We start from the raw sequence: 24059 nt of genomic DNA, 5'->3' as shown, positions 1-24059 counted from the left end.
TATCACCTTGTCATTTTACTTATTTTTTTATAAAATAAACACAATACTTATTATAACATAAATCGCTTTCAAACAAAAGAAAAGGATTGGGAAATGAATCACCTGGAAATTGAATACAAAACACTTCTGACAAAAAATGAGTACCAACAGCTGTTACCGCTGTTTTCAGATATAACAGCTACCAAACAGACAAACTACTATATTGACACAGCCGACTTTTCAATCCGAGATGCAAAAATGGCACTACGCGTCCGTGCTTTTGAAAATCGTGCCGAATTAACTTTGAAAATTCCACAACAGGTCGGTAATATGGAATACAATCAATCTCTCACTTTAGAAGAGTGTCACACACTCATCAATACATGTGTGCTACCTGAAGGAGAAATACGCATACTGCTGACTCACGCTGCTATCAATCTCGATGAACTAAAGGTGCTGGGGAGCTTAACAACTATTCGCTATGGAAAAGAAACCACTATTGGCTTAATGGCACTTGATGAGAATCATTATTTTGACAAAACAGACTACGAATTAGAGCTAGAAGTGATAGATGCTGAAATGGGTAAAGAACAATTTGACTACTTTTTACAAGCTCATCATATCCATTATAAATATGCAAAACCTAAAGTTGCAAGATTTGCTCAAAACTTATGAATAAAAAGCTGAAATTTTACTTATTTTTTGATAAAATGGAGTGTAGAAATCAAAAGGAGTCTTAATAAGTTATCATGGATATACTGACGGATAAAGCACAGATGAAGTTGTTTGCACTAAATTCCAATCACGATATTGCCGAAAAAATCGCTAAAGCTGCTGGTGTGCCTCTTGGCAAACTTTCATCACGTCAATTTTCGGACGGAGAAATTCAAGTAAACATCGAGGAAAGTGTGCGTGGCTTTGATGTATTTATCATTCAATCAACAAGTTTTCCTGTCAATAATCATTTGATGGAACTTCTCATCATGGTGGATGCTTGCAATCGCGCCAGCGCTAATTCTGTCAATGTTGTGATGCCATATTTTGGCTATGCTCGTCAAGACCGTACAGCCGCTCCTCGCGAACCAATTACAGCCAAGCTCGTAGCGAATATGCTAGTAAAGGCAGGAGTTGATCGTGTTCTAACCCTAGATTTACATGCTGTCCAAGTTCAAGGCTTCTTTGATATCCCTGTTGATAATCTTTACACCGTTCCTCTTTTTGCCAAACATTACTGCGAAAAAGGCTTGTCTGGCGAGGACGTAGTTGTGGTCAGTCCCAAAAACTCTGGTGTTAAACGTGCTAGAAGCTTAGCAGAACATTTAGATGCTCCAATTGCGATTATTGACTATGCACAAGACGATTCTCATCGTAACGAAGGATATATTATCGGAGATGTTGCTGGCAAAAAAGCTATTCTCATTGATGATATCTTAAATACCGGACGTACCTTTGCGGAAGCTTCAAAAATCGTTGAACGTGAGGGTGCAACAGAGATTTATGCAGTTTCTAGTCATGGTTTATTTGTTGAGGGAGCTGCTGAAAAGTTAGACAATGCCCCAATCAAAGAAATTCTAGTAACCGACTCAGTTGCAACCAAAGAAAAAACTCCAAAAAATGTTCAATACATTACTGCAAGTGAGCTAATCGGAGATGCAATCGTTCGTATTCATAAAAGAAAACCAGTTAGTCCTCTCTTTGCTTACAATAAAAAGAAATAAGGAGAAATCTTGATTTATTTCGATAATGCAGCAACAACTCCCATGTCAAAAGCTGCTATTACTGCTATGACACAGGTTATGGAAAATACCTTCGGCAATCCATCTAGCATTCATAGCCCCGGAAGAGCTGCTAGCAAAATTCTTCGCGAAGTCCGACAAGAGCTTGCTGAACTGCTTCATACTAATAGTCAACATATCATCTTTACATCTGGTGGGACAGAAAGTAACAATACAGCCATAAAAGGATATGCCTTAGCCCATCAAGATCAAGGAAAACACATTATTACTACTGCTATTGAGCATCATTCGGTTCTTGAAACGATTGAATATCTGGTGGATAAATTTGGCTTTGAAGCCACTTATATCCAACCTAAAAATGGAGAGATTACGGCTCAACAGATAAAAGAAGCCCTTCGAGAAGATACAATACTTGTCTCAACCATGTATGCCAATAATGAAACTGGCTACCTGCTTCCAGTCAAAGAAATTGCTGACATTGTGAAACATCATCCCGCTGCTTATCATGTGGATGCTGTGCAAGTTATAGGTAAATTACCTGTCTATCCTGACGAGCTAGGAATTGACTTTATGAGTGCGTCAGCTCATAAATTTCATGGTCCAAAAGGCATCGGCTTCTTGTACTTCAATCATGTAAAATTTGACAAATTTTTACACGGTGGAGATCAAGAGGATAAAAGACGTGCAGGAACTGAGAATTTAGCGGCTATTGCCGGTATGGTTGCGGCTCTAAAAGAGAGCCTCAATTGCTACCAAGAAAACATGGAACATGTTGAAAGTTTGAAACATCAACTTCTCTCTGAACTTGACGGAATCCATTACTATATAAATAATGATTCACACCTACTTCCCTATGTCGTAAATCTTGGCTTTCTAAATCAGGCTAACGATTTATTGCTCATGCGTTTAGACTTGGCTGGAATCTCTATCTCAACTGGCTCTGCTTGTACGGCCGGAACGGTTGAGCCAAGTCATGTGCTTAAAGCTTTTTATGGTAGCGATTCAGAACGCTTAAGGGAATCTATTCGCATTAGTTTCTCGGAGCAAAATACTTCAGAAGAAGTTCGACAATTTACTACAACATTAAAAGAAATTTTAGGAGGATAAAATAGATGGCTTTTCAGACCACTATTCACTTAAAAGACTGCCCCTACAGTTACTCTCTTGGAGAAAATGTAAAAAAATTTACTTTGCGTGATAACACATTTGCCGAAACAAAAGTCGGAAATTACGAATTAACACGCTTATTAGAAAATGTTCCCAATAGCGGGGATGGTTTTCTATTAAAAATCATTATCAATAAAGACCTTTCAGGTGTGAAAATCAATATCACAGACAAATCTGGCCTTCGATTAGTGAATATTTTTAAATCAGAAGACAATCACATCATTCAAGAAAAGTTTTATTTCTTAATGGATAGCTTGGTAGAACGTGGTATTTTCACTAAACAAGAACAATAAACAAATAGCTTAAAAACTCATTTTTAAATCATCAGTAAAACAATAAAGAGTAGGAAACAAGCCAAAAATCTTTGATTTTCTTGATTTTGTCCTACTCCTTTTCTATTTTTATCAAATAAGTTGATTTTTTCACAAACTTTCTATAAAATAGTCTTTGAAAGGATGTGATTTTGTGAAATCTGAAAATAATACAACCATTCCACGCGCAACTGCTAAAAGGCTCTCTCTGTATTATCGGATTTTCAAACGATTTAATTCCGAAAAAATTGACAAAGCCAATTCAAAACAAATCGCAGATGCGATCGGGATTGATTCTGCAACTGTCCGTCGAGATTTTTCTTATTTTGGCGAATTAGGTCGTCGTGGATATGGTTACGATGTAAAAAAACTCATGAATTTTTTTGCTGACTTACTTCATGACAATTCCATTACCAATGTGATGTTAGTTGGTATCGGTAACATGGGACATGCTTTGCTCCACTACCGTTTCCACGAACGGAACAAAATGAAGATTGTTATGGCATTTGATACAGATGATCATCCTGAAGTTGGGACTACTACAAATGACGGGATTCCTATTTATGGCATTTCACAAATCAATAACAAATTAAAAGGTGTGGATGTTAAAACAGCTATTTTAACAGTTCCTAGTGCAAAAGCGCAGGAAGTTGCAACTGTTCTTGTGGAAGCTGGTGTAAAAGGTATTCTCAGTTTTTCTCCTGTTCACTTAACCGTTCCAAAAGATGTTGTCGTTCAATATGTTGATTTGACAAGTGAGCTACAAACACTCCTTTATTTTATGAAAAAAGAGCATTAAGCAATTAGAAAGAGCAGACATTTATTTATGAAGAAACCTATTATCGGCATTACTGGAAATGAAAGATCAAACCCTGAAGATGAATTTGCCATCATGAGTTATGCTGCTAAGGGATTTGTAGAGGGCGTAAAAGAAGTTGGTGGAACTCCTATCATATTGCCGATTGGAGATGCAGATATGGCACGGCGCTACATCCAGATGATTGACAAACTTATCCTAACGGGTGGGCAAAATGTATCACCACAATTCTATGGCGAAGAAAAAACAATTGACAGTGATGATTACTATTTGGAACGTGATTTGTTTGAATTAGCCTTAATCCATGAAGCTATCCAGCAACAAAAACCAATTTTTACCGTTTGCCGCGGTACGCAATTGTTTAATGTTGCAATGGGCGGAACTCTTTATCAAGATATTGAGCACCATTGGCAAGACAGTTCTGCTGAATATACTACTCAAAAACTAGTCACTAAATCCGATTCTGTTTTGGAAAAAATTTACGGCGAAGTATCTCATATCAACTCTTTCCATCATCAGAGTATCAAAGATTTAGCAGAAAATGTCGAAGTCATTGCCCGTGATCCGAAAGACAACACCATTGAAGCCATTACAACAACTGATGAAATCGCTTATCTGGGAGTCCAGTGGCATCCAGAATTCTTATTTGAAACACGCCCTAAAGATCGAATGCTATTTGACTATGTTGTCAATAGACTTTAAATCAAGTCTGTTTCTTCGCGATAACTATAATAATCTTTCTCTGCGACGATGAGATGATCCAGTAAGATGAAGCCCATTAGCTCACACGCTTCTTTTACATGTTTGGTCACTTCATCGTCATTTTTGCTTGGCAGTACAGCTCCTGATGGATGATTGTGCACCAAAATAATGGATGTCGCCATGTGTTTCACAGCATAATGCAGAATTTCTCGTGGTTCTGCAATACTGCGTGACACACTACCAATAAAAATCGTCTGCTGATGAATAATTTTGTTTTGAGTATTCAAATATAAAGCTACAAGGTGTTCCTGCTTCTTATGCCCCAATTCCTGTTGCATTTTTTTCGCTAACTTTTGACTACCTAAAATTTGCTCTTGCGTAATCAATTCTGCCTTACTGACTCGCTGGCCTAATTCAATCATGGCTTGCAATTCAATAGCTTTGATACGACCAATTCCAGAGATTGATTGCAATTCTTGTAGCGTCATATTGCGCAAATCATTCAAACTAGAAATAGTTGATAAAATTCGTTGAGAAACTTGAAAAACAGTTTCTTTTTTATTGCCTGTGCGGATAAGAATGGATAACAATTCTTGATTGCTCAATTGTTCTGCACCTTCTGCGACTAAACGTTCCCTTGGCAACAAAGAATCTTCCTGAAATGAAATACTATACATAAAAAACCTCCTCATATCCTTATTCGGAAAAAGAAGAGGAAAATAAAAAATCTGAGAAATGATTCTCAAATTTTTTAAGTTAGTATTTACATTTCAACAATTTTACCTGTTTCAAAGTAAACAACCCATTCACAGATATTTTTAGCGTAATCACCAATGCGTTCTAAGTACGAAATAACTTGGAAGTAATCACGACCTGTAACAATCAAATCTGGATTTGCCTTAATTTCTTGTGTAGCTAAATCACGAATATCATCAAAATACTGATTGATTTTCTCATCCATAGCTGCTATTTCGTAAGCCTTGTCCACATCGCCATTAAGGTAAAGATCAAGTGCTGCTTCCACAAAATTTTTGACATCGCGTCCCATTTTGCTGATTTCTTCCTCAACAGACTGGATGCGAACTTCTCCCTTCATGCGAATCGTTGCCTGTGCAATGGAAACAGCGTGGTCGCCCATTCTTTCCACATCACTACTAGCCTTCAAAACTGTAATAACGGTTCGTAAGTCTTGCGAAACAGGCTGCTGCAAAGCAATGATTTCCAGAGATTTTTTCTCCAACTTTACTTCATATTCATTCACTTCTGCGTCTTTTTCGATTACTTCTTTTGCTAATTCGCGGTCGTGGGTCACAAATGCACGAACTGTGCGATTAATCTGTGACAAAACTTCATTTCCCATTGCATAAAATTGGTTATGGAGTTTTGCTAAGTCTTCTTCAAATTGTACTCTAAGCATAAATTTTCCTTTCCTAAGATCTAAAGAATTTTATACGAAAATCCATCTTTTTACATAATTCTTGTCTACAAGTATATGTGCATTTTATATATAAATATATAGAGAATCAGTAGTCGCCAAAACATTGGAATAGCCATAATATTGTAGTGACCAATTACAATCTCTAACCAAACTTGCCTGTGATATAATCTTCCGTTTCCTTATGAATCGGACTGAGGAACATCTCTTTCGTGGCATTAAACTCAATCAAATCGCCATTTAGGAAGAAAGCAGTCTTGTCTGAAATACGACTAGCCTGTTGCATTGAGCGGGTCACAAGTAACATTGTATATTGATCTTTCAGCCCATGAAGTGTTTCTTCAATTTTTCCTGCAGAAATGGGATCAAGTGCCGACGTTGGCTCATCTAAAAGAATGATTTTCGGACTCGTTGCTAAAACGCGAGCCACACAAACACGTTGTTGCTGACCGCCTGACAAGCCAATCGCTGAGTCATGTAAACGATCTTTTACTTCATCCCAAATGGATGCTCCCTTTAGTGAAGTTTCAACAACTTCATCTAACACTTCTTTGTCCTTAACACCATTGATCCGCAAACCATAAACAACATTTTCATAAATCGTCATTGGAAATGGATTGGGCTGTTGAAAAACCATTCCAATTTCTTTGCGAAGCTCCACCGTATCTGTCCGTGGGCTGTAAATATTGTGCCCATTATAAATTACAGTGCCTGTCGTTGTCACCTCTGGATTTAAATCTCCCATGCGATTGATTGCCTTTAAAAGGGTTGATTTTCCTGATCCAGAAGGACCAATCAAAGCGGTAATCTCCTGCGGTAGTATATCTAATGATACACTATTGAGAGCTTTCTTTTTATTATAATAAACCGACAAGTCCTTGATTTGTAAAATAGGTTCTGTCATTCTGATAGTCCTTTAATTAATTCTAATTAATCAGCAATTTTCTTAGCCAAAATGACCAGAAACATAGTCATTCGTAGACTGCAACTTAGCATTTTGGAAAACATTGGCTGTTTCATCATATTCAATTAAATCACCAAGATAGAAGAAACCGGTATAGTCACTAGCACGTGCCGCCTGCTGCATGCTGTGGGTCACGATGATAATCGTATAGTTCTTCTTCAACTCTAACATCGTTTCTTCTAACTGCGCGGTTGCAATTGGATCAAGTGCAGAAGCAGGTTCATCCATTAGAAGTATTTCTGGCTTCACGGAAATGGCTCTGGCAATGCAGAGACGTTGCTGCTGACCGCCTGATAACATCAAAGCAGATTTATGAAGGTCATCCTTTACTTGTTCCCACAGAGCCGCTTGTTTTAGAGATGTTTCTACAATTTCATCTAAGATTTTCTTATCCTTAACACCGGCACGTTCATGCGCAAAGGTGATGTTGCGGTAAACAGATTTGGCAAAAGGATTTGGTCTTTGAAAGACCATTCCGATATGTTTCCGCATTTCATAGACATTGATATCTGGACGGTTAATATCAATTCCTTCATACCAGATCTCACCAGTAACCTTAGCAATGTCAATCGTATCATTCATCCGATTCAAGCTGCGAAGATAGGTTGATTTACCAGAACCTGAAGGCCCGATAAGAGCTGTAATCTTATTTTTCTTGAACTGCATATCAACCCCTTTAATGGATTCGTTTTTACCATAGTAAACGTGCAAATCCTTCGTTGATAAAACAACCTCTTCCTCAGGAAAAGTAACAATATGTTTTTCATTCCAGTTATATTCTGTCATTTCTTCTCCTTTTAGGCAGATGTTAATTTCTTATGCAGGTAACTTCCGAGCTTACGAGCTCCAAGGTTAAAGATTAAAATAAAGATAAGAAGCACTGCTGCTGACCCAGCTGACACTTCTACTGCATCGGGAATCGTTCCTTCACTATTGACTTTCCAAATATGAACAGCCAAAGTTTCAGCTTGACGAAAAACAGAAATTGGACTAGTTACACTGAAAATATTCCAATTTGACCAGTCAAGTGCTGGGGCAGACTGACCTGCTGTATAGATAAGCGCAGCAGCTTCCCCAAAAATACGACCAGAAGCTAGGACAATCCCCGTCACAATACTTGGTAATGCTTCTGGAACGACGACATGGACAATCGTTTCCCAGCGAGAAATGCCAAGAGCAAGTCCAGCTTCACGCTGTGTGTGATGCACATGCTGTAAGCTATCTTCTACACTACGTGTCATCTGTGGCAAATTAAATACAGTTAAAGCCAGAGCACCAGAAATGATTGAAAAACCATATTGGAATTGAATAACAAAAATCAAATATCCAAAGAGACCGACAACAACGGAAGGCAAAGATGATAAAATTTCAATACAAGTTCTGACAAAATCTGTTACCAGGCCTTTCTTCGCATATTCAGATAAGTAAATTCCTGCTCCCATTGATAAAGGAATGGAAATAATCAAGGTAATAACTAACAAAAACAATGAGTTATAAAGCTGAATTCCAATTCCTCCACCCGCTTGGTATGAAGACGATTGACCAGTCAAGAATTTCCACGAAACATGAGGTAAGCCCCTTACTAAGATATACAAAATCAAGGAAGCGAGAATAGCAACAATGATTCCTGCAATGGTATAGAGGACGCCTGTTGCTAATTTATCCATTTTTTTAGCGTGCATAGTTCTTCTTACCTCTTTCCTTTGTAATCAATTTAATCACAGTATTGAAGGCTAAACTCATCAAAAGCAGAACCAGAGCAAGCGACCACAGAACGTTATTATTAACAGTTCCCATAACGGTATTTCCGATTCCCATTGTTAAAATAGAAGTCAAGGTTGCAGCAGGTGTTGTCAGAGAAGTTGGGATAACCGCTGAATTCCCGACAACCATTTGAATCGCCAAAGCTTCACCAAAGGCACGAGCCATTCCAAAGACAATAGCTGTAAAAATACCTGAGCGAGCTGCTTTTAGCGTCACACGCCAAATCGTTTGCCAACGAGTCGCTCCCATTGCCATACTAGCTTCTCGATAATGCCGCGGTACAGCACGCAGGCTATCTGTTGTCATAAAGGTCACCGTTGGTAAAATCATGACAAAGAGAACAAAAATCCCTGACAAGATTCCAAAACCTGTTCCACCAAAGATACTGCGAACAAAGGGAACAACTACCTGTAATCCAATAAATCCATACACAACTGATGGAATTCCGACTAGAAGTTCAATCGCTGGTTGCAGAATTTTTGAGCCTTTAGGGGAAACCTCCGTCATAAAAACAGCTGCTCCAATTGCAAATGGTGTTGCCAATAAAGCTGATAGGAGAGTTACGAGGAAAGAGCCCAAAATCATTGGTAAAGCACCGAATTCCTTACCGGATGGATTCCACCTTATTCCAAAAAGAAAACTGAAGATGTTTACTTTATTAACAAAGAAAGTCGAAAGTCCTTTCTCCGCTACAAATAATAAAATCATTGCGACGACAAAAACAATTAAACTCATGCAAAGAAAAGTAATGGTTTTTCCAAATGTTTCTAAACGAGAGTTTTTTGACTTTGTCAGCATTTTTTTTGCTACTTCGTTCATGTTATTCCTAAATTCTTTCTTTTACTTTGAGCTGATAGTTCCGTCAAGACTACGAGTAACCTTCATATCGTTAATCGGAATGTAGCCCATTTTACCAACAATATTATTTTGGACTTCTGCTGTCATCATATACTCTAGAAACTTTTTAGCTAATTTGTTAGGTTCTCCCTTAGTATACATATGCTCATAAGACCAAATAGGCCAGTTGTTCGTCGTCACATTCTTCTTCGTTGGCTTATAACCATTCAAGTTTAATCTTTTCACACTAGTATCAACATAAGAAAAAGCTAAATAAGAAATGGCACCTGGAGTTTGCGAAACAATCGTTTTGACCATTCCGTTAGAATCTTGCTCTTGCGCTTGCTTAGCTTCTTTGCCATTCATAATAACACTATCAAAAACTGCTCGACTACCAGAACCAACGGCACGGTTGATGATGGTAATTTCCAAATCTTGACCACCAACTTGCTTCCAATTGGTGTATTCTCCGGTAAAAATTTTACGTAGCTGCTCTGTGGTTAAGTTGTTTACTTTAATTCCTTTATTTGCAATAATCGCAGTACCCGCTACAGCAACTTGGTGATCCACCAAAGTTTTAGCCTTGATTCCGTCTTTTTCTTCTGCAAATAAATCGCTATTTCCAATATCTACTGCACCAGATTGGACTTGTGATAATCCTGTTCCCGATCCTCCACCTTGCACATTGACAATTTTTTTCGGATTTTCTTCGGTGTATTTGTCCACGACTGCTTCAACCAACGGTTGTAGAGCTGTTGAGCCAACTGCTGTTATCGCCTCACCGCGGTTAATCCAGGAAGAACAAGCTGAAAGACCGATGCTGCAAATCACGAGAGTGACTGCCCAAAGTATTTTTTTGTGTTTAATCACATGAAACTCCTTTTCAGATGTGAAAGCATTTTCATTCTAAGATTTCCCTAATCTTTTCACATCTAATCTCACTATAACATATCTTTAGATATTTGGAAAGATTCTTTATTGAAATCTCAGGCCTTTTGGAAAATAATTTTTCAGAATATTTCCAGTCACTTTTGCAAACCCTAAACCATTACCTTGGATAACAACTTGATACCAACCATTTGCAGGGTTCTGATTGAGATTGACTGTCTCCCCAGCAACGTACTTTTTAAACTGCTCTTCATCAATTTCAATTATGTGCTTTACTTCACTTGGTTTTAAAGCCAGTCCCAAAGCAAAACTCGGTTCAAATCGTTTTTTCTTAAAAACACCTAGGTGCAAGCCATTTCTGGCAATTTTGAGTTTCGATAGATCTGGAAGACCTAGTGGCAATAGATATAAATGATCTCCAAAAGTCTGTAAATCGCCATTTAACTCTAAAGCCAAATGTTGTTTTTGAAATTCCTGCCACAACGTCTTCTGCTCCGATGTCAGATTGCTCTTTTTGGCTTTTATTTTTTTAGCTGACTGCTCACCATAAAAACGAAATTTTGCAACAAATTGTCCTTCACCCTTAAAACGATGAGGATACATGCGTGCAGTTTCCGAAAAGTGAATACCAGCCACCATACCATTGATTTTTGAAATTTCAACCAATTCAAGGGAATAGTTTTCTAACAGCCAGTCAACGATTTCCTCGTTTTCTTCTGGTGCCCAAGTGCAAGTAGAGTAAATCAGTTCACCACCAGTTGTCAACATTTTCAAAGTATCCGCTAGTATCTCACGTTGAAGCTGTGCACATTGAGCAGGATAAGTCTCGCTCCAATACTCCGTTGCTTCTGGCTGCTTTCTAAACATTCCTTCACCAGAACATGGTGCATCTAAGACAATCATATCAAAATAGCCCTGAAAGATCTGGCTTAATCTGCCAGCTGACTCATTCGTCACCACAATATTTCTCGCTCCAAAACGCTCAATATTTTCTACTAACACTTTAGAACGTTTTGGATTGATTTCATTGGAAACAAGAATACCTGTATTATTCAAGTATGACAATAGGTGAGTGGATTTTCCACCCGGCGCTGCTGCCAAATCAAGTACTTTCATATTCTGTTGTGGTGCTGCAGCCTGGGCAACCATTTGTGCAGCAGGTTCTTGTGAATAGACTAATCCTGTGATATGCTCTATTGATTTTCCAGAAACTTTGCCATAATGACCCCAGTTCGTATCAGGAATAGGTTTTGGAAAAGTTTTTTGCTGCTCTTTTAATGGATTGACTCGGAAAGCGGAAACTGGCTCCTCATCGAAAGTTAGAAAAAAAGAGGGAGCCTCCTCTCCCAAAAGATTGTAGTATTTTTCTTTAAACCCTTTTGGAAAATGCATCTAATCCTCTCGCTTTCGATATATGTATGTTTTAATTTCGTCCAATTTCATCATTGGAATCATCATAATCCCCTGATGACTTTCAAAATCAGGCTGCTTACCATCAAATGTCACTGTCGTATATCCTAATTTATCTCCCATAATGGAAGCAGCAGCATAATCCCAAGGCCAAATATAGGAAATATAGGTCAACAGTTGACCTGACAAAACCTTACTAAAGCTGATTGCAGCACTTCCATACACTCGAACTCCTAAAGTTTCTTTCGCCAAATCAGCAATTCCCCAATCATTGCGCTCAAAAATCCCAGCATTTGAAGCTATTAAAAATTGATTTAAAGGGCGATCTTGGTAAGGTGGCAATTTCTGCTCATTGCAATAGACATCAAATTGCCCACCACCGTGGTACAACTTATCTCCTATCACATCATAAATAATACCAAATTGACCAATGCCATTTTCAAAATAAGCCAGAACAACAGCAAAATCTGCTTTTTGTGCCACAAAATTATTCGTGCCGTCAATAGGATCAATGACCCAAACATTGCCATCTGAAATAGAATGTCGTAAACCATTCTCCTCAGCTAAAATGTGATCCGCAGGATAAGCTTCTAAAATCCAGGTTACTAAATTATCTTGAACTTCTTTGTCCATTTGAGTTACTAAATCAGTCGGACTGGACTTAGTCTCAATTTGCAACTGATCATTCAAATGCTCTTTGATATAAGAAGCCGCATTCAGTACAATTTGTTTGGCAAAATTAAATTTCTTTTCCAAGAGAAAACATTCCTTTCTCCTTTTGTTTTGCAGCTTGAACAGCTCGATATAAGGAATAGCCACTTGCTATTTCAAATTCACGTCCAATCCGCTTTTCTTCAGCTTTGCTTGGAACAATTTTTTTGAAGAGTTTGTAAGATGATAGTATTTCTTCTGCTGTTATTTTTTCTTCATAAGCCTGCTCAACATCATTCAAAAAAGAAAGCACTGAAGCAAGCTCTTCAGTGCTCCACGATATGTCTAGTGGGTAACGATAGTTTTTATTCATATTATTCAATCTCAGCTCTTAAAGTTGCATCGCGCAATTCCTGTTTTCGATATCCGCGAGGCAAAAACGCACGGATTTCATCTTCGTTAAATCCAATTTGCATTCGCTTGTCTTCCAGAATAATCGGGCGACGCAAAAGGCTTGGATTTTCCTCAATTAAACGAAGCAATTCAGAAATTGATAAATTTTCAACATCCAAATTTAATTTTTGAAAAATTTTTGAACGAGTTGAAATAATGTCGTCTGTTCCATTCTCCGTCAGAGAAAGAATATGTTGTAATTCGGGTGCAGATAAAGGGCTCGTCATGATATTGTGCTCCTCAAAAGGAACTTCATGATTGGATAGCCATGCACGCGCCTTGCGACAACTTGTACAACTCGGTGATAAAAATAGTGTAACCATGCATTTCTCTTCTTATTATTTGTAACTGTTATCATTATACTAAATTTTATGTAAGATTACTAGGTATTTTTACAAATTTTCTCCTATTTTTTTAGGAAAAATAAGAAGCTTACTACATGATTTAGTGGTTTGCGTTTTTAGGTGTCCAATATCTTGCGATTTCCTCATCAGCCTGCAGTTGTTTGACTAGTTTGTCCACATTATCGAATTTTACCATATCTCGGATTTTATCCAACCAAAAAATACGAATAGTATCACCGTAAATATCTTGTGAAAAATCAAAAATATTAGCTTCAAAACGAAGTTCATCTCCTTCAAAAGTGACATTTTTGCCGACGCTAGCCATCCCGCGATACATCTTTCCATCGTGTTCTACATCAACCACATAGACACCATCGGCTGGTAAAATAACCCGATCTAGCGGAGCAAGATTTGCTGTTGGATAGCCAATCGTTCGCCCTCTTGCATTGCCATGAACGACAATTCCTCTAGTGGATAACGAATAGCCTAACAATTGATTGCTTTCTGCTACATTTCCTGCTAGTACTGTTTCTCGAATGCGAGTTGAACTAACTTTTTCTCCATTGAAATTTACAGAAGGAACTACGATAACTTGTCCGTCAAATAGTTTCTCCAAATCTTCTGCATTGCCTCGATCTGAACCAAAATGGTAATCAAATCCCGCAATGACTGCTTCTGCTTTCAAACGTGAGATGTATTTTGTAAAAAATTGTTCAGCCGTATTACGAGCAAACTGGCTGGTGAAATCAATCAAATAAAGGTAGTCTACACCAAGATTTTCCATTTGCTGCAAGCGATCTTCTGGACTAGTCAAATGAAGCATTAAAGAAGGCTGGTAGCGTACAAAGGCCAATTTGGGAGATTCTGGAAATGTCAGCACTGCAATCTTCAAATGCTTTTCTGCTGCCATTTTTCTCGCTTCAGCAAACAAAGCTTGATGTCCTTTATGTAACCCGTCAAAATACCCTAGCACTAATACTGTGTGTTCAATTTGCTGAATGTCTTTTTCATTTTTTATTCTAATCGTTTTCATCACTTAACTATTTTATCACAAAATTTTAAAGAAATACTTTTCTAGGTTTATATTCTTTGTCGCGCTTTTCTAAAATGGCTTGTAATTTCCCTTGATAAAAGCCAGCCACCTGTTCTGCCTTGGTATCTATATGAATAAAGCGTCCAAATCGCACTTCTTCAACCTGCTCTTCCGTAAGGTTTACCTTAGGTAAATCTCCTATGCCAAATTCAATGGGCTGCAAAAATGAAAAGTCGCCTTTGTTCACCTTCTCGTCAATTTCTACTAAAGTCAAAGCTTCTTTCAAATCCATGCCAGCCGCAGCAGTGCGAGTTAGTTTAGACATGTGGGAAGCATAATTCAACTTCGCTCCTAAATCAACTGCCAATGTTCGCACATAGGTTCCCTTGCTGCATTTAACTCGAAAAGGAAAACGTGCCAAGTCACTTTCATAGACAATAGCTCCTGTCCGCTCAAAGTTGTAAATTATCACCTGACGCTTTGGTCGCTCTACTACCTCCCCAGCTCGAGCATACTCATAGAGTTTTCGTCCATTGACCTTGACAGCCGAGTACATAGGGGGCACTTGGGTCTGTTCTCCAACCATACTGGCAATGACTTGATCCACTAATTTTTCATCCAACATTTCCGTCACAGGACTGAAAGCCACCTGTTCTCCACTGGCATCCTCTGTCGTTGTCGAAAAACCTAAAGTAACTTCTCCCTCATAGATTTTGCCTTCATCCTGCATAAATTCTACTAATCGCGTTGCCTTTCCGACTGCAATGGGCAAGACACCCACCACATCTGGGTCCAAAGTACCACCATGACCGATTTTTTTAGTTCCTAAAATTTTACGCAGTTTAAAAACCGCATCATGCGAGGTCATTCCAGCTTCTTTTTTTAAATTGATAATTCCGTTCATTGATTCCTTATTCTGCTAAAAATTCTATTAGTAGTTGATTAAATTCCTTGTTTTTTTCAGCACCACAAGAGCCATAATGAAGCTGTATCTAAACATCTAGTCAGACTTGAAGCAGTCGTCGGATAGCCTAAATCTTCATAGAGGGGGAGCAAGGCTTCTATGTCTTTCAAGGTTACTTGTCGTATCTGCATAGTTTCTTTCCTCCTAGTCGTTCTTCAACGCCTCAAACTTAGCTTTCATGGTTGGATTTTTGCGGGTCAGTTTTCTCTTAAATACACCAAGTATTTTTTGGTTTCAAAGATATACTCATGAGTTCAAATTGTTAATTATTTTTTGAATTTCTTCAATTTCAAGAGGTGTACAATTTTTTTGTTCTCTAATATTTTGTAATACATTCATTCTTTCTTTTGAAGACAATAAAGGGAATATGCCTTTTATCGTTTCTAAATAATATAAATCATTCTCTAACTTATTATTCTCTAATAGCAACAAAAAATAACTTTTTATCAGAGGGAAATCTCCCATGTCTTCTTGATTCAACTTATATTTTATTCTATGCAAAGACAGTTTAAATTTATAGCTTGATACAAAATTTTTGAATTCCATAATAAACTGAATTAATCTATCTTTATTAACGTTATCTCGGTACAACAAATTAGAAATTGTTTCTAAATAGTTTACTGTTGAATCATGTCTAAATAATTCTTGTAACCACTGTTTATAATATTTAAATTCATATTTCTCCATAAAGATAGTGTTGATCATAATGCCATAATTATTCTTTGATAATTCAAGATGCTCTTTGATTGGGTCGATGCACTCCAAAGCAATCATATAGACTTTATTTAGAATTTGATTATCTTCAATTTTTTCTTTTAGAAGTTTTTTAATAACATCTGTAAAAATTTCAGCAGCTTCTGAGGTCACTGTGGAATGATAATATGCATACCCTAAAAAAGTATGGTATGTTACATCAATTTCTTTAACGTCGTACTCACTGATAAGGACGCCTTGTGCAATTTCTTTATAACTTGAATCTTCAAGCTCATCGACTTTCTGAATAATTTTAGGACTATATTCTGAATGATTAACAATTAGGGATACCAAACATTGCAAGTATGATCCCAGTTCACTATTTATAAAATGAAGCATATCTAGATGCCCGCTATCATCTCTCAAAGTTGATAGTTTATTTGGGTCAACAGTAAGTAATTTTTTAAAAATCGTTTTTTCATTATTTTTCTGAGTTACAAAGTAATTAAAGAATTTTTCATCATTACTATTAAACGATTCTTTTTCAAATCGTTCTAAACATTCTCTTTTGATTGCATTTCTTAGCTCATTCGAGATTTCCGGTGAAATAGCAATCTCTACATAAAGCCGCTTATACTTTATATACAAATCTTCAACATGATTTTCCAACAATTTAGAAATTTTTTCAGATAATTCATTTGAAGCTTTTAAGATACTCATTAAGAAGTTTTCAGTTTCAAAAACAGTTTCTTCTTCTAAGAATGACGCACGTCTTTCTCTATCCGTTGTATTTACTAAAATATCTAACAATTTAGGTTCATCATACTCTGCAATGTCTTCTTGAGTTAAAAATGAAAACTGTGAAACAAAGCCTCCTTCCATTGGGGATATCATGTTTCGATAAAGCTTTTCTGGCATTTCTATATTTTTAGACTCAATAATACTTCTGCGTTTCTCAACAAATGTATTTAATTCTTCTCCAAAGTGAATGTCAGAAAAATTAATAGAATCTATTAATTTATTTACTAAATCTAGGTTCAAATCAGTCTCGTAATCAATTCGAACTAATATTTTTTGAACCAACCGATTCTTTAACAGTTCCTCAGAAACACTTTCTATAAAATCTTTTCCTTCAATCAGCAATCTCCTAGATTTCAAAAGGTTATAAAATAACTTAATATTATTACCTTCTTTTAAAAGTTCAGTTATTGAATAATAGTTAAAATGCTGAGAAGAACTTAGTATTTGATTCAATTTTTTAACACAATCTGAATTTAAATTAACTTCTATTTCCTGATCATCTTCTGTATATAAATAGACATCGCTATATTCAAAAGTATTTACAAACCAGTAACCTAGTAGTGTCCTATCTTGATTGAAACTAGAATTAATAACATCTCTATCTCTTGCTAAAATTTTTCTGAGTTCATTTACTTCTTCATTGGAAAATATTTTTTGTTCTATCACCTGAAGATAGACCTCGTACATATCATCCATGAAATATCTTTGATTTCCTTGGATAAGGATGCCATAAATTGTTTTCCATTCATTAGCAGTTAGCTTTTCGGTGCTTTTAGCAATAAATTTCCAAAATACTGGAAATGAATTAGTTTTGATTTTCTTCAGCGTTTCTCCTTGGAGAATACCTTTTAATAATAAATTGTTTAGATCATTATTATTAATTTCAATAACTTTATTGATAAGAGAAAATAGATAATGAGAATCAGTAGAAATATTATCCAACGATTGATTGTATTTCTTTTGTTCTCTCGAAGGATTTAAAAGTTTATTCCACTCACTATGAAATTCATGCACTCCCAGTTCTTCATTTATATCTGAAACCAATTTCTCTATAAAAATCGGTAAATCCTCAAATTTATCTCCAAACCATATAATCTGAGTATGATTTTCAAAATTAAAAAATTCTTCAACAATGTTTTTATAGCGTTCATCAACTTTTGAATTGCCTGTATTTTCTGACTTCATTAATGCATAATTTTTACTCCCCTCATGAAGCAATGATAAGATTTCATCCTCTTCAAGTCCAGCACCAATAAATAGTACAGTTGGTTTTGTATTTTTAAACCATTTTACTAAACTATCAAAGTTTTCCCTAGCCTTCAAATATGTTTTTGAATAATCTGCTGACGAACTAACAAAGTAGTCTACATCACAATCAGGAGTACCATGAATGTGCAGAACGTCTCCAAATTGTAACTTACCATTTTTCTTATACTGAAATTCGTTTAAATCATTGATTGTTACTACAGTATTCTTTAAACGTTTAGTATGATTTTCAATTTCATAATCATAATTTGAAGTTATAAATATTGCATCTAAACTTGCTAAAGATTCTAATATTGGATTAACCATTGAATAAGGAAGCAGATTTTTGAAATATCCTCTTTCAAAATCTAATCGCCTTTTTTCAAAATCTTCACCAAAAACTTTTTTTAATTCATAGTTAACTAGATCAACTTTGCGTTTATTGCTAATATCAGATTTACTAATTAAATCAAAAATCAAATGATGCTCTCTACCAAGATTTTTCTCGCTACTTTCAGCCAAAATCTGCCCTTGCCAGTATTTAATAAGATGTTCAATATAATTATTCCAGTTCGGATACCCTTGAGAAATAGAGACTCCTGCGCCAACAAAAATAACTAATTTTTGTTGTCTTATTGCTTCACCTAAATCTTTTACCAATTTTTTATATTCAGTATCATTATCTTTCATAATTTTTATAAATCTACTCCTTCAAAGCTTCAAATTTAGCTTTCATGGTTGGATTTTTACGGGTTAATTTTTTGACAGACACGTCATCAAGTTTGTTGTTGGCCAAGCGCAGTTGATTATCTGATGTCTGAAGCGCCTGTTTAACTGCTTCCATTCGCTTAATAGCTTTGTCAATCTCTTCGATTGCCTTATTGAAATTCTTAGAAGCTGAGTTGTAATTCTTCGCAAACGCTACTTTAAAGGTTTCTAAATCATCCTCAAAGTGAGTAATGTCAATATTTTGCTCCCGAACCAGAGCCAACTCCTGCTTGTATTTAAGAGAATTGAGCGCTGCATTGCGTAAAAGTCCAATGAGCTGGATAAAAAATTGAGGACGAACCACATACATTTTTTCATACTCATGGCTAACATCAACAATGCCAGTGTTGAAATAGTCATTGTCTGCTTCCAGCATACTCACCAAAACAGCATACTCACATTTCTTTTCCCTGCGGTCCTTGTCCAATTCTTTGTAAAAATCAGCGTTTTTATGCTTTTTCTCAGTACCATCTGCTTCATTTTTCATCTCAAACATAATAGAAATGATTTCTACTCCGTTTTCATCTTCCTCACGAAAAATGAAATCCCCTTTGGAGCCTCGTGCAGAAACCTGATTATCTTTCTCAAAGTAAGCATTTGGAAAGGCAAAACTGCGAACCTTGTTAAATTCGCTTTCAGCGTAATGCTCTAAACTCTCTCCAATCGCTTTAGTAGATTGTTGTGCTTTAAAGTTCTTGTAAAATTCTACTTGTTCATTGGCCGCCTTTAGCTGAGCTTCGTAATTTTGTTTAACAGATGCAAGGGATAATTCATTTTCTTTCTCTTGCAATAAAAGCTGATTTTGGATTTGGTCGCGTTCTTTTTCAATATTTGTCAACGAAGCTTGCAGCTCATTTTGGTGTTCCAGCTTCATACGATCCAGTTGCGACCGCAAGCCCAGCAACTCCTTGTCTTTATTGATGAGTTTTTCAGACAGAGCCTGCTCCGTATCCTTTTTTATCAGCTCCTTTTGTGATTCAAAATTGGAAATAGTCGCCTTGAGTTCCTGGATTTCAGACTCTTTCTGACTTAAGACCTGCTGTTGCTCATTCTGTGCCTTTTGTTTTTCCAGAGCTAACGCCTGCTCAATCCGAGCATGAATCTCCTTGTCAAACTCTGCAGTTCGAACCTGCGACAAAAGCTCACTGTACTGGCTATCATTAACTGTAAAAACTTCCCCGCAGTTGGGGCATTTGATTTCGTTCATGGATACCTCTTCATTGATTGTTCTCTATAACATCTTATTATACCATTTCTTATGGTTATTTTAAATTAACAGCTTAAATATAAAAAGACCGTTGCACATGAACAACAATCTTTTTGTTTGTAAATTAAGCCTGTATCCGCCAGCTGGCAGCACTGCGTCTTTCCTGAATAAATCGGCTATATAAACCTCGTTTGGCAAGCAATTCTTGGTGCTTGCCTTGCTCAACTATACGACCTTGATTAAGAACAATAATTTGATCGGCATGCTCTACTGTTTTTAGCCGATGAGCAATCATAATAATGGTTTTATTCTTTGTTAAAGAATGAATGGCTTGCATAAGCGCTTCTTCATTTTCTGGGTCGACATTAGCAGTTGCTTCGTCCAAAATAATAATTGGAGCTTCCTTGATAATGGCACGAGCAATGGAAATCCGCTGCCGCTCCCCGCCTGAGAGACTGGCTCCGCCTTCACCAATCTTGGTCTGATAACCCTCTGGCAAAGACAGGATAAAGTCATGACAAGCAGCTTTTTTCGCAGCAGCTACAACTTCTTCATGACTGGCATCTGGTTTTCCAAATTTAATGTTATTTTCAATGGTATCTTCAAACAGATAAACTGTTTGAAAAACAAAACTGAAATTACGAATAAGGCTGTCATAGCTGTATTCTTTTACATCATGACCATCTAAGCTGATGCTGCCACTCTCTACATCCCAGAAACGGGCAATGAGATTGCAAAGAGTTGTCTTTCCAGAACCAGAAGGCCCTACCAGAGCTGTCGTTGTCTTTTCTGGAATGTCCAACGATACATCATCAATAATTTTCTTACTCTCATAGGAGAAACTGACATGATCCAGCTTGATATTGCTGGTTTTTGGCTGCAAATCTTTTCCGCTAATATCCATTGGTATAATCGACAAAACTTTATTGACCATATCAACCGATAAATCAACAATGCGAAGAAGAGAAGAAAAACTACCAACTCCGTCCAGACTTTCGTAAATCATAAAAGCACTGATGAGCATCATGATACAAATCAAAAGACTCATACTTCCTTGCAGGTAAAAGTAAATGGAGAACAGCCCCATAATCGTTCCAGTCAGCTTGGTAATCATCCCTTGCAGAGCGATATAAGGCGAGGTAACCCAAGTCAGCTTTGTATCTAAATGCCTTTTATTCTCAATAGCACGCGATAGTTTTTTAGCCGATGATTGAACAATATTATAGTTCTTTACTTCCGCTATCCCTTGACTGTATTCTAGCACAACTGCTACCAAATCTGTATCAGCTTGTTGTTTAGCTTCTGACACATTTCCAGCTTGCCAACGCATCAATCCATTTGGCAAGAGAAACAGTATCAAGCCTGCCAACAAAATCAAACCAATTTTCCAATCGTAGATAAATACAAGAACCGTAATAGTTCCTGCTGTTAGGAATCCTTCCAACGTCATCATGACAACCCGAGTAGCAACATCTGCTAGACTTTCAAGTGTATTGGTTGTAACGCTGGTGATTTGTCCCAGACTATTTTGATTAAAATACCCCATTGGCAGGTAGCGCATGTGTTCAGCAATTTCAATCCGCTTATGAGTACATGTATGATAGCCCGCTTCTGTCTGCAACATTGTAATTTTCAAGCTAATCCAAATGTTAAGAATAACAGACAAGAGCATAATTCCGAGAGAGAGCCATACAGTCTGCATAGAAACATCATTGTTAATGATAGCCATAACAACCAACCCAATAGCTGGAATCCGAAAAGCAATAATGAAAGCTTTTAGAACCCCTAAACAAACAGAAGTGTAGAATTTCTTGCGATCTTCTTCTGTACAAAAATCAAAGAATTTTTTCAATGTACTAAGCATCTGCCAATCCTCCTTCTGTCATTTGATCGCTATCCTTTACTGCAAGATGAGCCTGCCACATAGAAGCATAAAGCGGACAAGTCTTCTGCAAATCTGCATGTTTTCCTTTTGCTTCAATACGCCCGTCATTGACCACAACAATCTGATCTGCACTTGCAATCGTTGAAAGACGATGAGCAATGACAAGGAGTGTACGGCCTTCAATCAAACGAGCAATACTAGACTGAATGAGAGCTTCATTTTCGGGGTCAGTATAAGCCGTTGCTTCATCCAAAATGATAACCGGTGCATCTTTCAGCATAGCTCGTGCAATCGCAATTCGCTGCCGTTCTCCACCAGATAAATGACCGCCGCCAGTACCAACGCGCGTTTCAAACCCATTTTCCAACTTCATAATGAAATCATAACAGCCACATTTGCGAGCAATCTCTATCACGTCTTCGTCTGAAGCAGCGGAATTACCCATACGGATATTTTCCATAATCGTTCCATCAAAAAGGTAATTATCCTGTGTGACATAGGCAATCTGACGACTGTAATAATCAAGAGGTAGGTTTCGAATGTCCACGCCACCAAAGGTAATACTACCAGAACTAACATCCCAGAAAGAAGCTAGAAGTTTAGCAATCGTAGATTTCCCTGAGCCAGAGGGACCGACAAGAGCAGTTACTGTATCAGGCTCAATCGTTAAGGAAATACTATGCAATACTTCTTCCTCATCTGAATAACCAAAACTAACATCTGTCATTTGAAGTTCTGTTCCCTTTGGAATGTCCGTTAATTCTGTTGGACGAGGCAAATCAGGTTTTTCCAAAATAACAATCACTTCACCAAAGATTGTCGCAATTTTCCGTAGATCATCCATATAGGAAGCCACTAAAATAAACGGCGTCAAAAGACTAAGAGACAGAATGATCAGTAAAATAAAGTTGCTAGCTGTTAGGCTACCTTGAAGGTAAAAGAGAGTTCCAAAAGGGAGTAAGAAAAGCAAGCCGGACGGTAAGAAAGCTGTAACAATGCCCATTTCAACTACGCACTTGCGCATCCATTCAATAAAGCAATCAGCTCCTTCTTTGACAGCCTTGACAAATTTATCGTAAGAAAATTTCTCTTTTCCAAAAACCTTGATGACTTCAATCCCATTGATGTATTCTACTGCTGTATCATTGAGCTTCTTCGTTTTCTCTACTGTATTTTCAAAATCACCTTCGCTCTTGCGTAGCATATTCCCATAAGCTAAGATAACAATCGGGATTGTCAGTAGCGAAAGCAAAGTTAGGCGCCAATCAATCACCAACATGGCAATTAAGATAATAAAGGGACCAAATAGCCCAGATGTAAACTCAGGAATTAAGTGCGCCAAGGTTACTTCTGTGGCATCCACTCGCTCAACAATGATATTTTTGTAAGTTCCAGAAGATTGACTTAAAACCGTTCCCAGAGGCAATTTGGCCAATTTCTCTGTCAAACGATAGCGCATTTCTGCTAAAATCTTAAAAGTTGCTGTGTGAGACAAGAGTGTCGAAATCCCGTGAAATCCCCAATGTGCTATCCATGCCAGTCCTATCCAAATGGACTGAAGGACATAAAAATTCCAATCTCGATTGCCTTGTAAAAGCTGATTGATGATATTACCCACAAAAAAATAAGGCAAAAATCCACACAAAACAGATAAAAAGGCAAAAACAAGACTAACAATAAAATAAAATTTGTGAAGAGAGACAAATTCCAGTATCCAAGATACAACCGACTTTTTCTTCATACAAATCCCTTCTTTCTCCTAAAAAACGAATAAAGAACCCTAGTCAAACAATTCATGATATGCTGACAATGCTGTCATTTAATTTATACTTATATTATAAATTCTGACAATTCTAATGTCAAACAAAAATAAAAAAGTGAGACAGAAATCAGTAGTTTCGTAGAAACCTGATTTCTATCCCACCTCCACACAGCTCGAAAGGTTTGGGGAACCTTTCGAGGTTGGAAATAAAGTCAAATGTAGCTTGAAAAAATAGACACTGCT

The 24059-nt window shown here is 37.0% G+C and carries 23 protein-coding genes and 1 pseudogene; 6 read left to right on the top strand and 18 right to left on the bottom strand.

Annotated features, from left to right (window positions below):
- Positions 1–93: 93 nt before the first annotated feature.
- The 6 genes from HMPREF3249_RS04860 to HMPREF3249_RS04835 all read left to right on the top strand — a co-directional run bounded on the left by HMPREF3249_RS04860 (position 94) and on the right by HMPREF3249_RS04835 (position 4712).
- Positions 94–654: a CYTH domain-containing protein gene (locus HMPREF3249_RS04860; protein WP_049533757.1), complete on the top strand. Its 561-nt coding sequence runs from the start codon at positions 94–96 to the stop codon at positions 652–654.
- Between the two features lie 83 nt (positions 655–737).
- The gene (locus HMPREF3249_RS04855) at positions 738–1697 is read left to right on the top strand and encodes a ribose-phosphate diphosphokinase (RefSeq protein ID WP_049533856.1); all 960 of its coding nucleotides are present in this window, start codon (positions 738–740) and stop codon (positions 1695–1697) included.
- Between the two features lie 9 nt (positions 1698–1706).
- Entirely contained in the window at positions 1707–2822 is a 1116-nt protein-coding gene (locus HMPREF3249_RS04850) for a cysteine desulfurase family protein (RefSeq protein WP_049533755.1), read from the top strand.
- A 5-nt stretch (positions 2823–2827) separates the two neighbouring features.
- Positions 2828–3175, top strand: a complete 348-nt coding sequence (locus HMPREF3249_RS04845; protein ID WP_003029329.1) for a DUF1831 domain-containing protein — start codon at positions 2828–2830, stop codon at positions 3173–3175.
- Between the two features lie 172 nt (positions 3176–3347).
- Entirely contained in the window at positions 3348–3992 is a 645-nt protein-coding gene (locus HMPREF3249_RS04840) for a redox-sensing transcriptional repressor Rex (RefSeq protein WP_003029327.1), read from the top strand.
- Positions 3993–4019: 27 nt separating this feature from the next.
- Entirely contained in the window at positions 4020–4712 is a 693-nt protein-coding gene (locus HMPREF3249_RS04835) for a gamma-glutamyl-gamma-aminobutyrate hydrolase family protein (protein WP_059220806.1), read from the top strand.
- On the opposite strand, the gene radC is transcribed toward HMPREF3249_RS04835, so the two are convergent.
- The 18 genes and pseudogenes from radC to HMPREF3249_RS04750 form a co-directional block, all read right to left on the bottom strand.
- Positions 4709–5389 carry a RadC family protein gene (gene radC / locus HMPREF3249_RS04830; RefSeq protein ID WP_003024167.1) on the bottom strand — a complete coding sequence of 227 codons (681 nt, stop codon included), beginning with the start codon at positions 5387–5389 and terminating at the stop codon, positions 4709–4711. The two genes, HMPREF3249_RS04835 and radC, sit on opposite strands and share 4 nt — an antisense overlap.
- Positions 5390–5475: 86 nt before the next feature.
- The gene (gene phoU, locus HMPREF3249_RS04825) at positions 5476–6129 is read right to left on the bottom strand and encodes a phosphate signaling complex protein PhoU (protein WP_003029323.1); all 654 of its coding nucleotides are present in this window, start codon (positions 6127–6129) and stop codon (positions 5476–5478) included.
- A gap of 163 nt (positions 6130–6292) precedes the next feature.
- Positions 6293–7051, bottom strand: coding sequence for a phosphate ABC transporter ATP-binding protein PstB (pstB, locus tag HMPREF3249_RS04820; RefSeq protein ID WP_003029320.1), 759 nt, complete (start codon positions 7049–7051; stop codon positions 6293–6295).
- A gap of 42 nt (positions 7052–7093) precedes the next feature.
- On the bottom strand, positions 7094–7897 hold the full coding sequence (pstB, locus tag HMPREF3249_RS04815) for a phosphate ABC transporter ATP-binding protein PstB (protein WP_003029316.1): 804 nt from the start codon (positions 7895–7897) through the stop codon (positions 7094–7096).
- 11 nt (positions 7898–7908) lie between these two features.
- Positions 7909–8793 carry a phosphate ABC transporter permease PstA gene (gene pstA / locus HMPREF3249_RS04810; protein ID WP_059220808.1) on the bottom strand — a complete coding sequence of 295 codons (885 nt, stop codon included), beginning with the start codon at positions 8791–8793 and terminating at the stop codon, positions 7909–7911.
- On the bottom strand, positions 8783–9694 hold the full coding sequence (gene pstC, locus HMPREF3249_RS04805; RefSeq protein WP_003042518.1) for a phosphate ABC transporter permease subunit PstC: 912 nt from the start codon (positions 9692–9694) through the stop codon (positions 8783–8785). Before pstC ends, pstA begins: the two co-directional genes overlap by 11 nt.
- A 21-nt stretch (positions 9695–9715) precedes the next feature.
- Positions 9716–10582, bottom strand: a complete 867-nt coding sequence (locus HMPREF3249_RS04800) for a phosphate ABC transporter substrate-binding protein PstS family protein (RefSeq protein ID WP_003029312.1) — start codon at positions 10580–10582, stop codon at positions 9716–9718.
- A 105-nt stretch (positions 10583–10687) separates the two neighbouring features.
- Complete coding sequence (locus tag HMPREF3249_RS04795) at positions 10688–11992, bottom strand: RsmF rRNA methyltransferase first C-terminal domain-containing protein (protein WP_049533746.1); 1305 nt, start codon at positions 11990–11992, stop codon at positions 10688–10690.
- Positions 11993–12766: an inositol monophosphatase family protein gene (locus HMPREF3249_RS04790; protein ID WP_059220810.1), complete on the bottom strand. Its 774-nt coding sequence runs from the start codon at positions 12764–12766 to the stop codon at positions 11993–11995.
- Positions 12750–13034: a UPF0223 family protein gene (locus tag HMPREF3249_RS04785; protein ID WP_003029307.1), complete on the bottom strand. Its 285-nt coding sequence runs from the start codon at positions 13032–13034 to the stop codon at positions 12750–12752. Before HMPREF3249_RS04785 ends, HMPREF3249_RS04790 begins: the two co-directional genes overlap by 17 nt.
- Position 13035: 1 nt before the next feature.
- Positions 13036–13437, bottom strand: coding sequence for a Spx/MgsR family RNA polymerase-binding regulatory protein (locus tag HMPREF3249_RS04780; RefSeq protein ID WP_003042028.1), 402 nt, complete (start codon positions 13435–13437; stop codon positions 13036–13038).
- A 121-nt stretch (positions 13438–13558) separates the two neighbouring features.
- Positions 13559–14491, bottom strand: a complete 933-nt coding sequence (locus tag HMPREF3249_RS04775) for a bifunctional riboflavin kinase/FAD synthetase (protein WP_049533855.1) — start codon at positions 14489–14491, stop codon at positions 13559–13561.
- A gap of 25 nt (positions 14492–14516) precedes the next feature.
- Complete coding sequence (truB, locus tag HMPREF3249_RS04770) at positions 14517–15395, bottom strand: tRNA pseudouridine(55) synthase TruB (RefSeq protein WP_003042441.1); 879 nt, start codon at positions 15393–15395, stop codon at positions 14517–14519.
- A 43-nt stretch (positions 15396–15438) separates the two neighbouring features.
- Positions 15439–15586 (bottom strand): annotated as a pseudogene (locus HMPREF3249_RS09545) (GNAT family N-acetyltransferase); the annotation flags it as partial.
- A 115-nt stretch (positions 15587–15701) separates the two neighbouring features.
- Positions 15702–18884 (bottom strand): SIR2 family protein, encoded by a 3183-nt coding sequence (locus HMPREF3249_RS04765; RefSeq protein ID WP_059220812.1) that lies wholly within the window; start codon positions 18882–18884, stop codon positions 15702–15704.
- 13 nt (positions 18885–18897) lie between these two features.
- Positions 18898–20169, bottom strand: a complete 1272-nt coding sequence (locus tag HMPREF3249_RS04760; protein WP_059220814.1) for a DUF2130 domain-containing protein — start codon at positions 20167–20169, stop codon at positions 18898–18900.
- Positions 20170–20293: 124 nt separating this feature from the next.
- Positions 20294–22033, bottom strand: a complete 1740-nt coding sequence (locus HMPREF3249_RS04755; protein ID WP_059220816.1) for an ABC transporter ATP-binding protein — start codon at positions 22031–22033, stop codon at positions 20294–20296.
- Entirely contained in the window at positions 22026–23795 is a 1770-nt protein-coding gene (locus tag HMPREF3249_RS04750; RefSeq protein ID WP_059220818.1) for an ABC transporter ATP-binding protein, read from the bottom strand. Before HMPREF3249_RS04750 ends, HMPREF3249_RS04755 begins: the two co-directional genes overlap by 8 nt.
- Positions 23796–24059: the final 264 nt, after the last annotated feature.

The organism is Streptococcus sp. HMSC36C04 (genome assembly GCF_001839535.1).
GTDB classification, from domain to species: Bacteria; Bacillota; Bacilli; order Lactobacillales; family Streptococcaceae; genus Streptococcus; species Streptococcus hominis.
The sequence above is the reverse complement of the archived record's forward strand: the minus strand, read 5'-3'. Positions and strand labels throughout refer to the sequence as shown.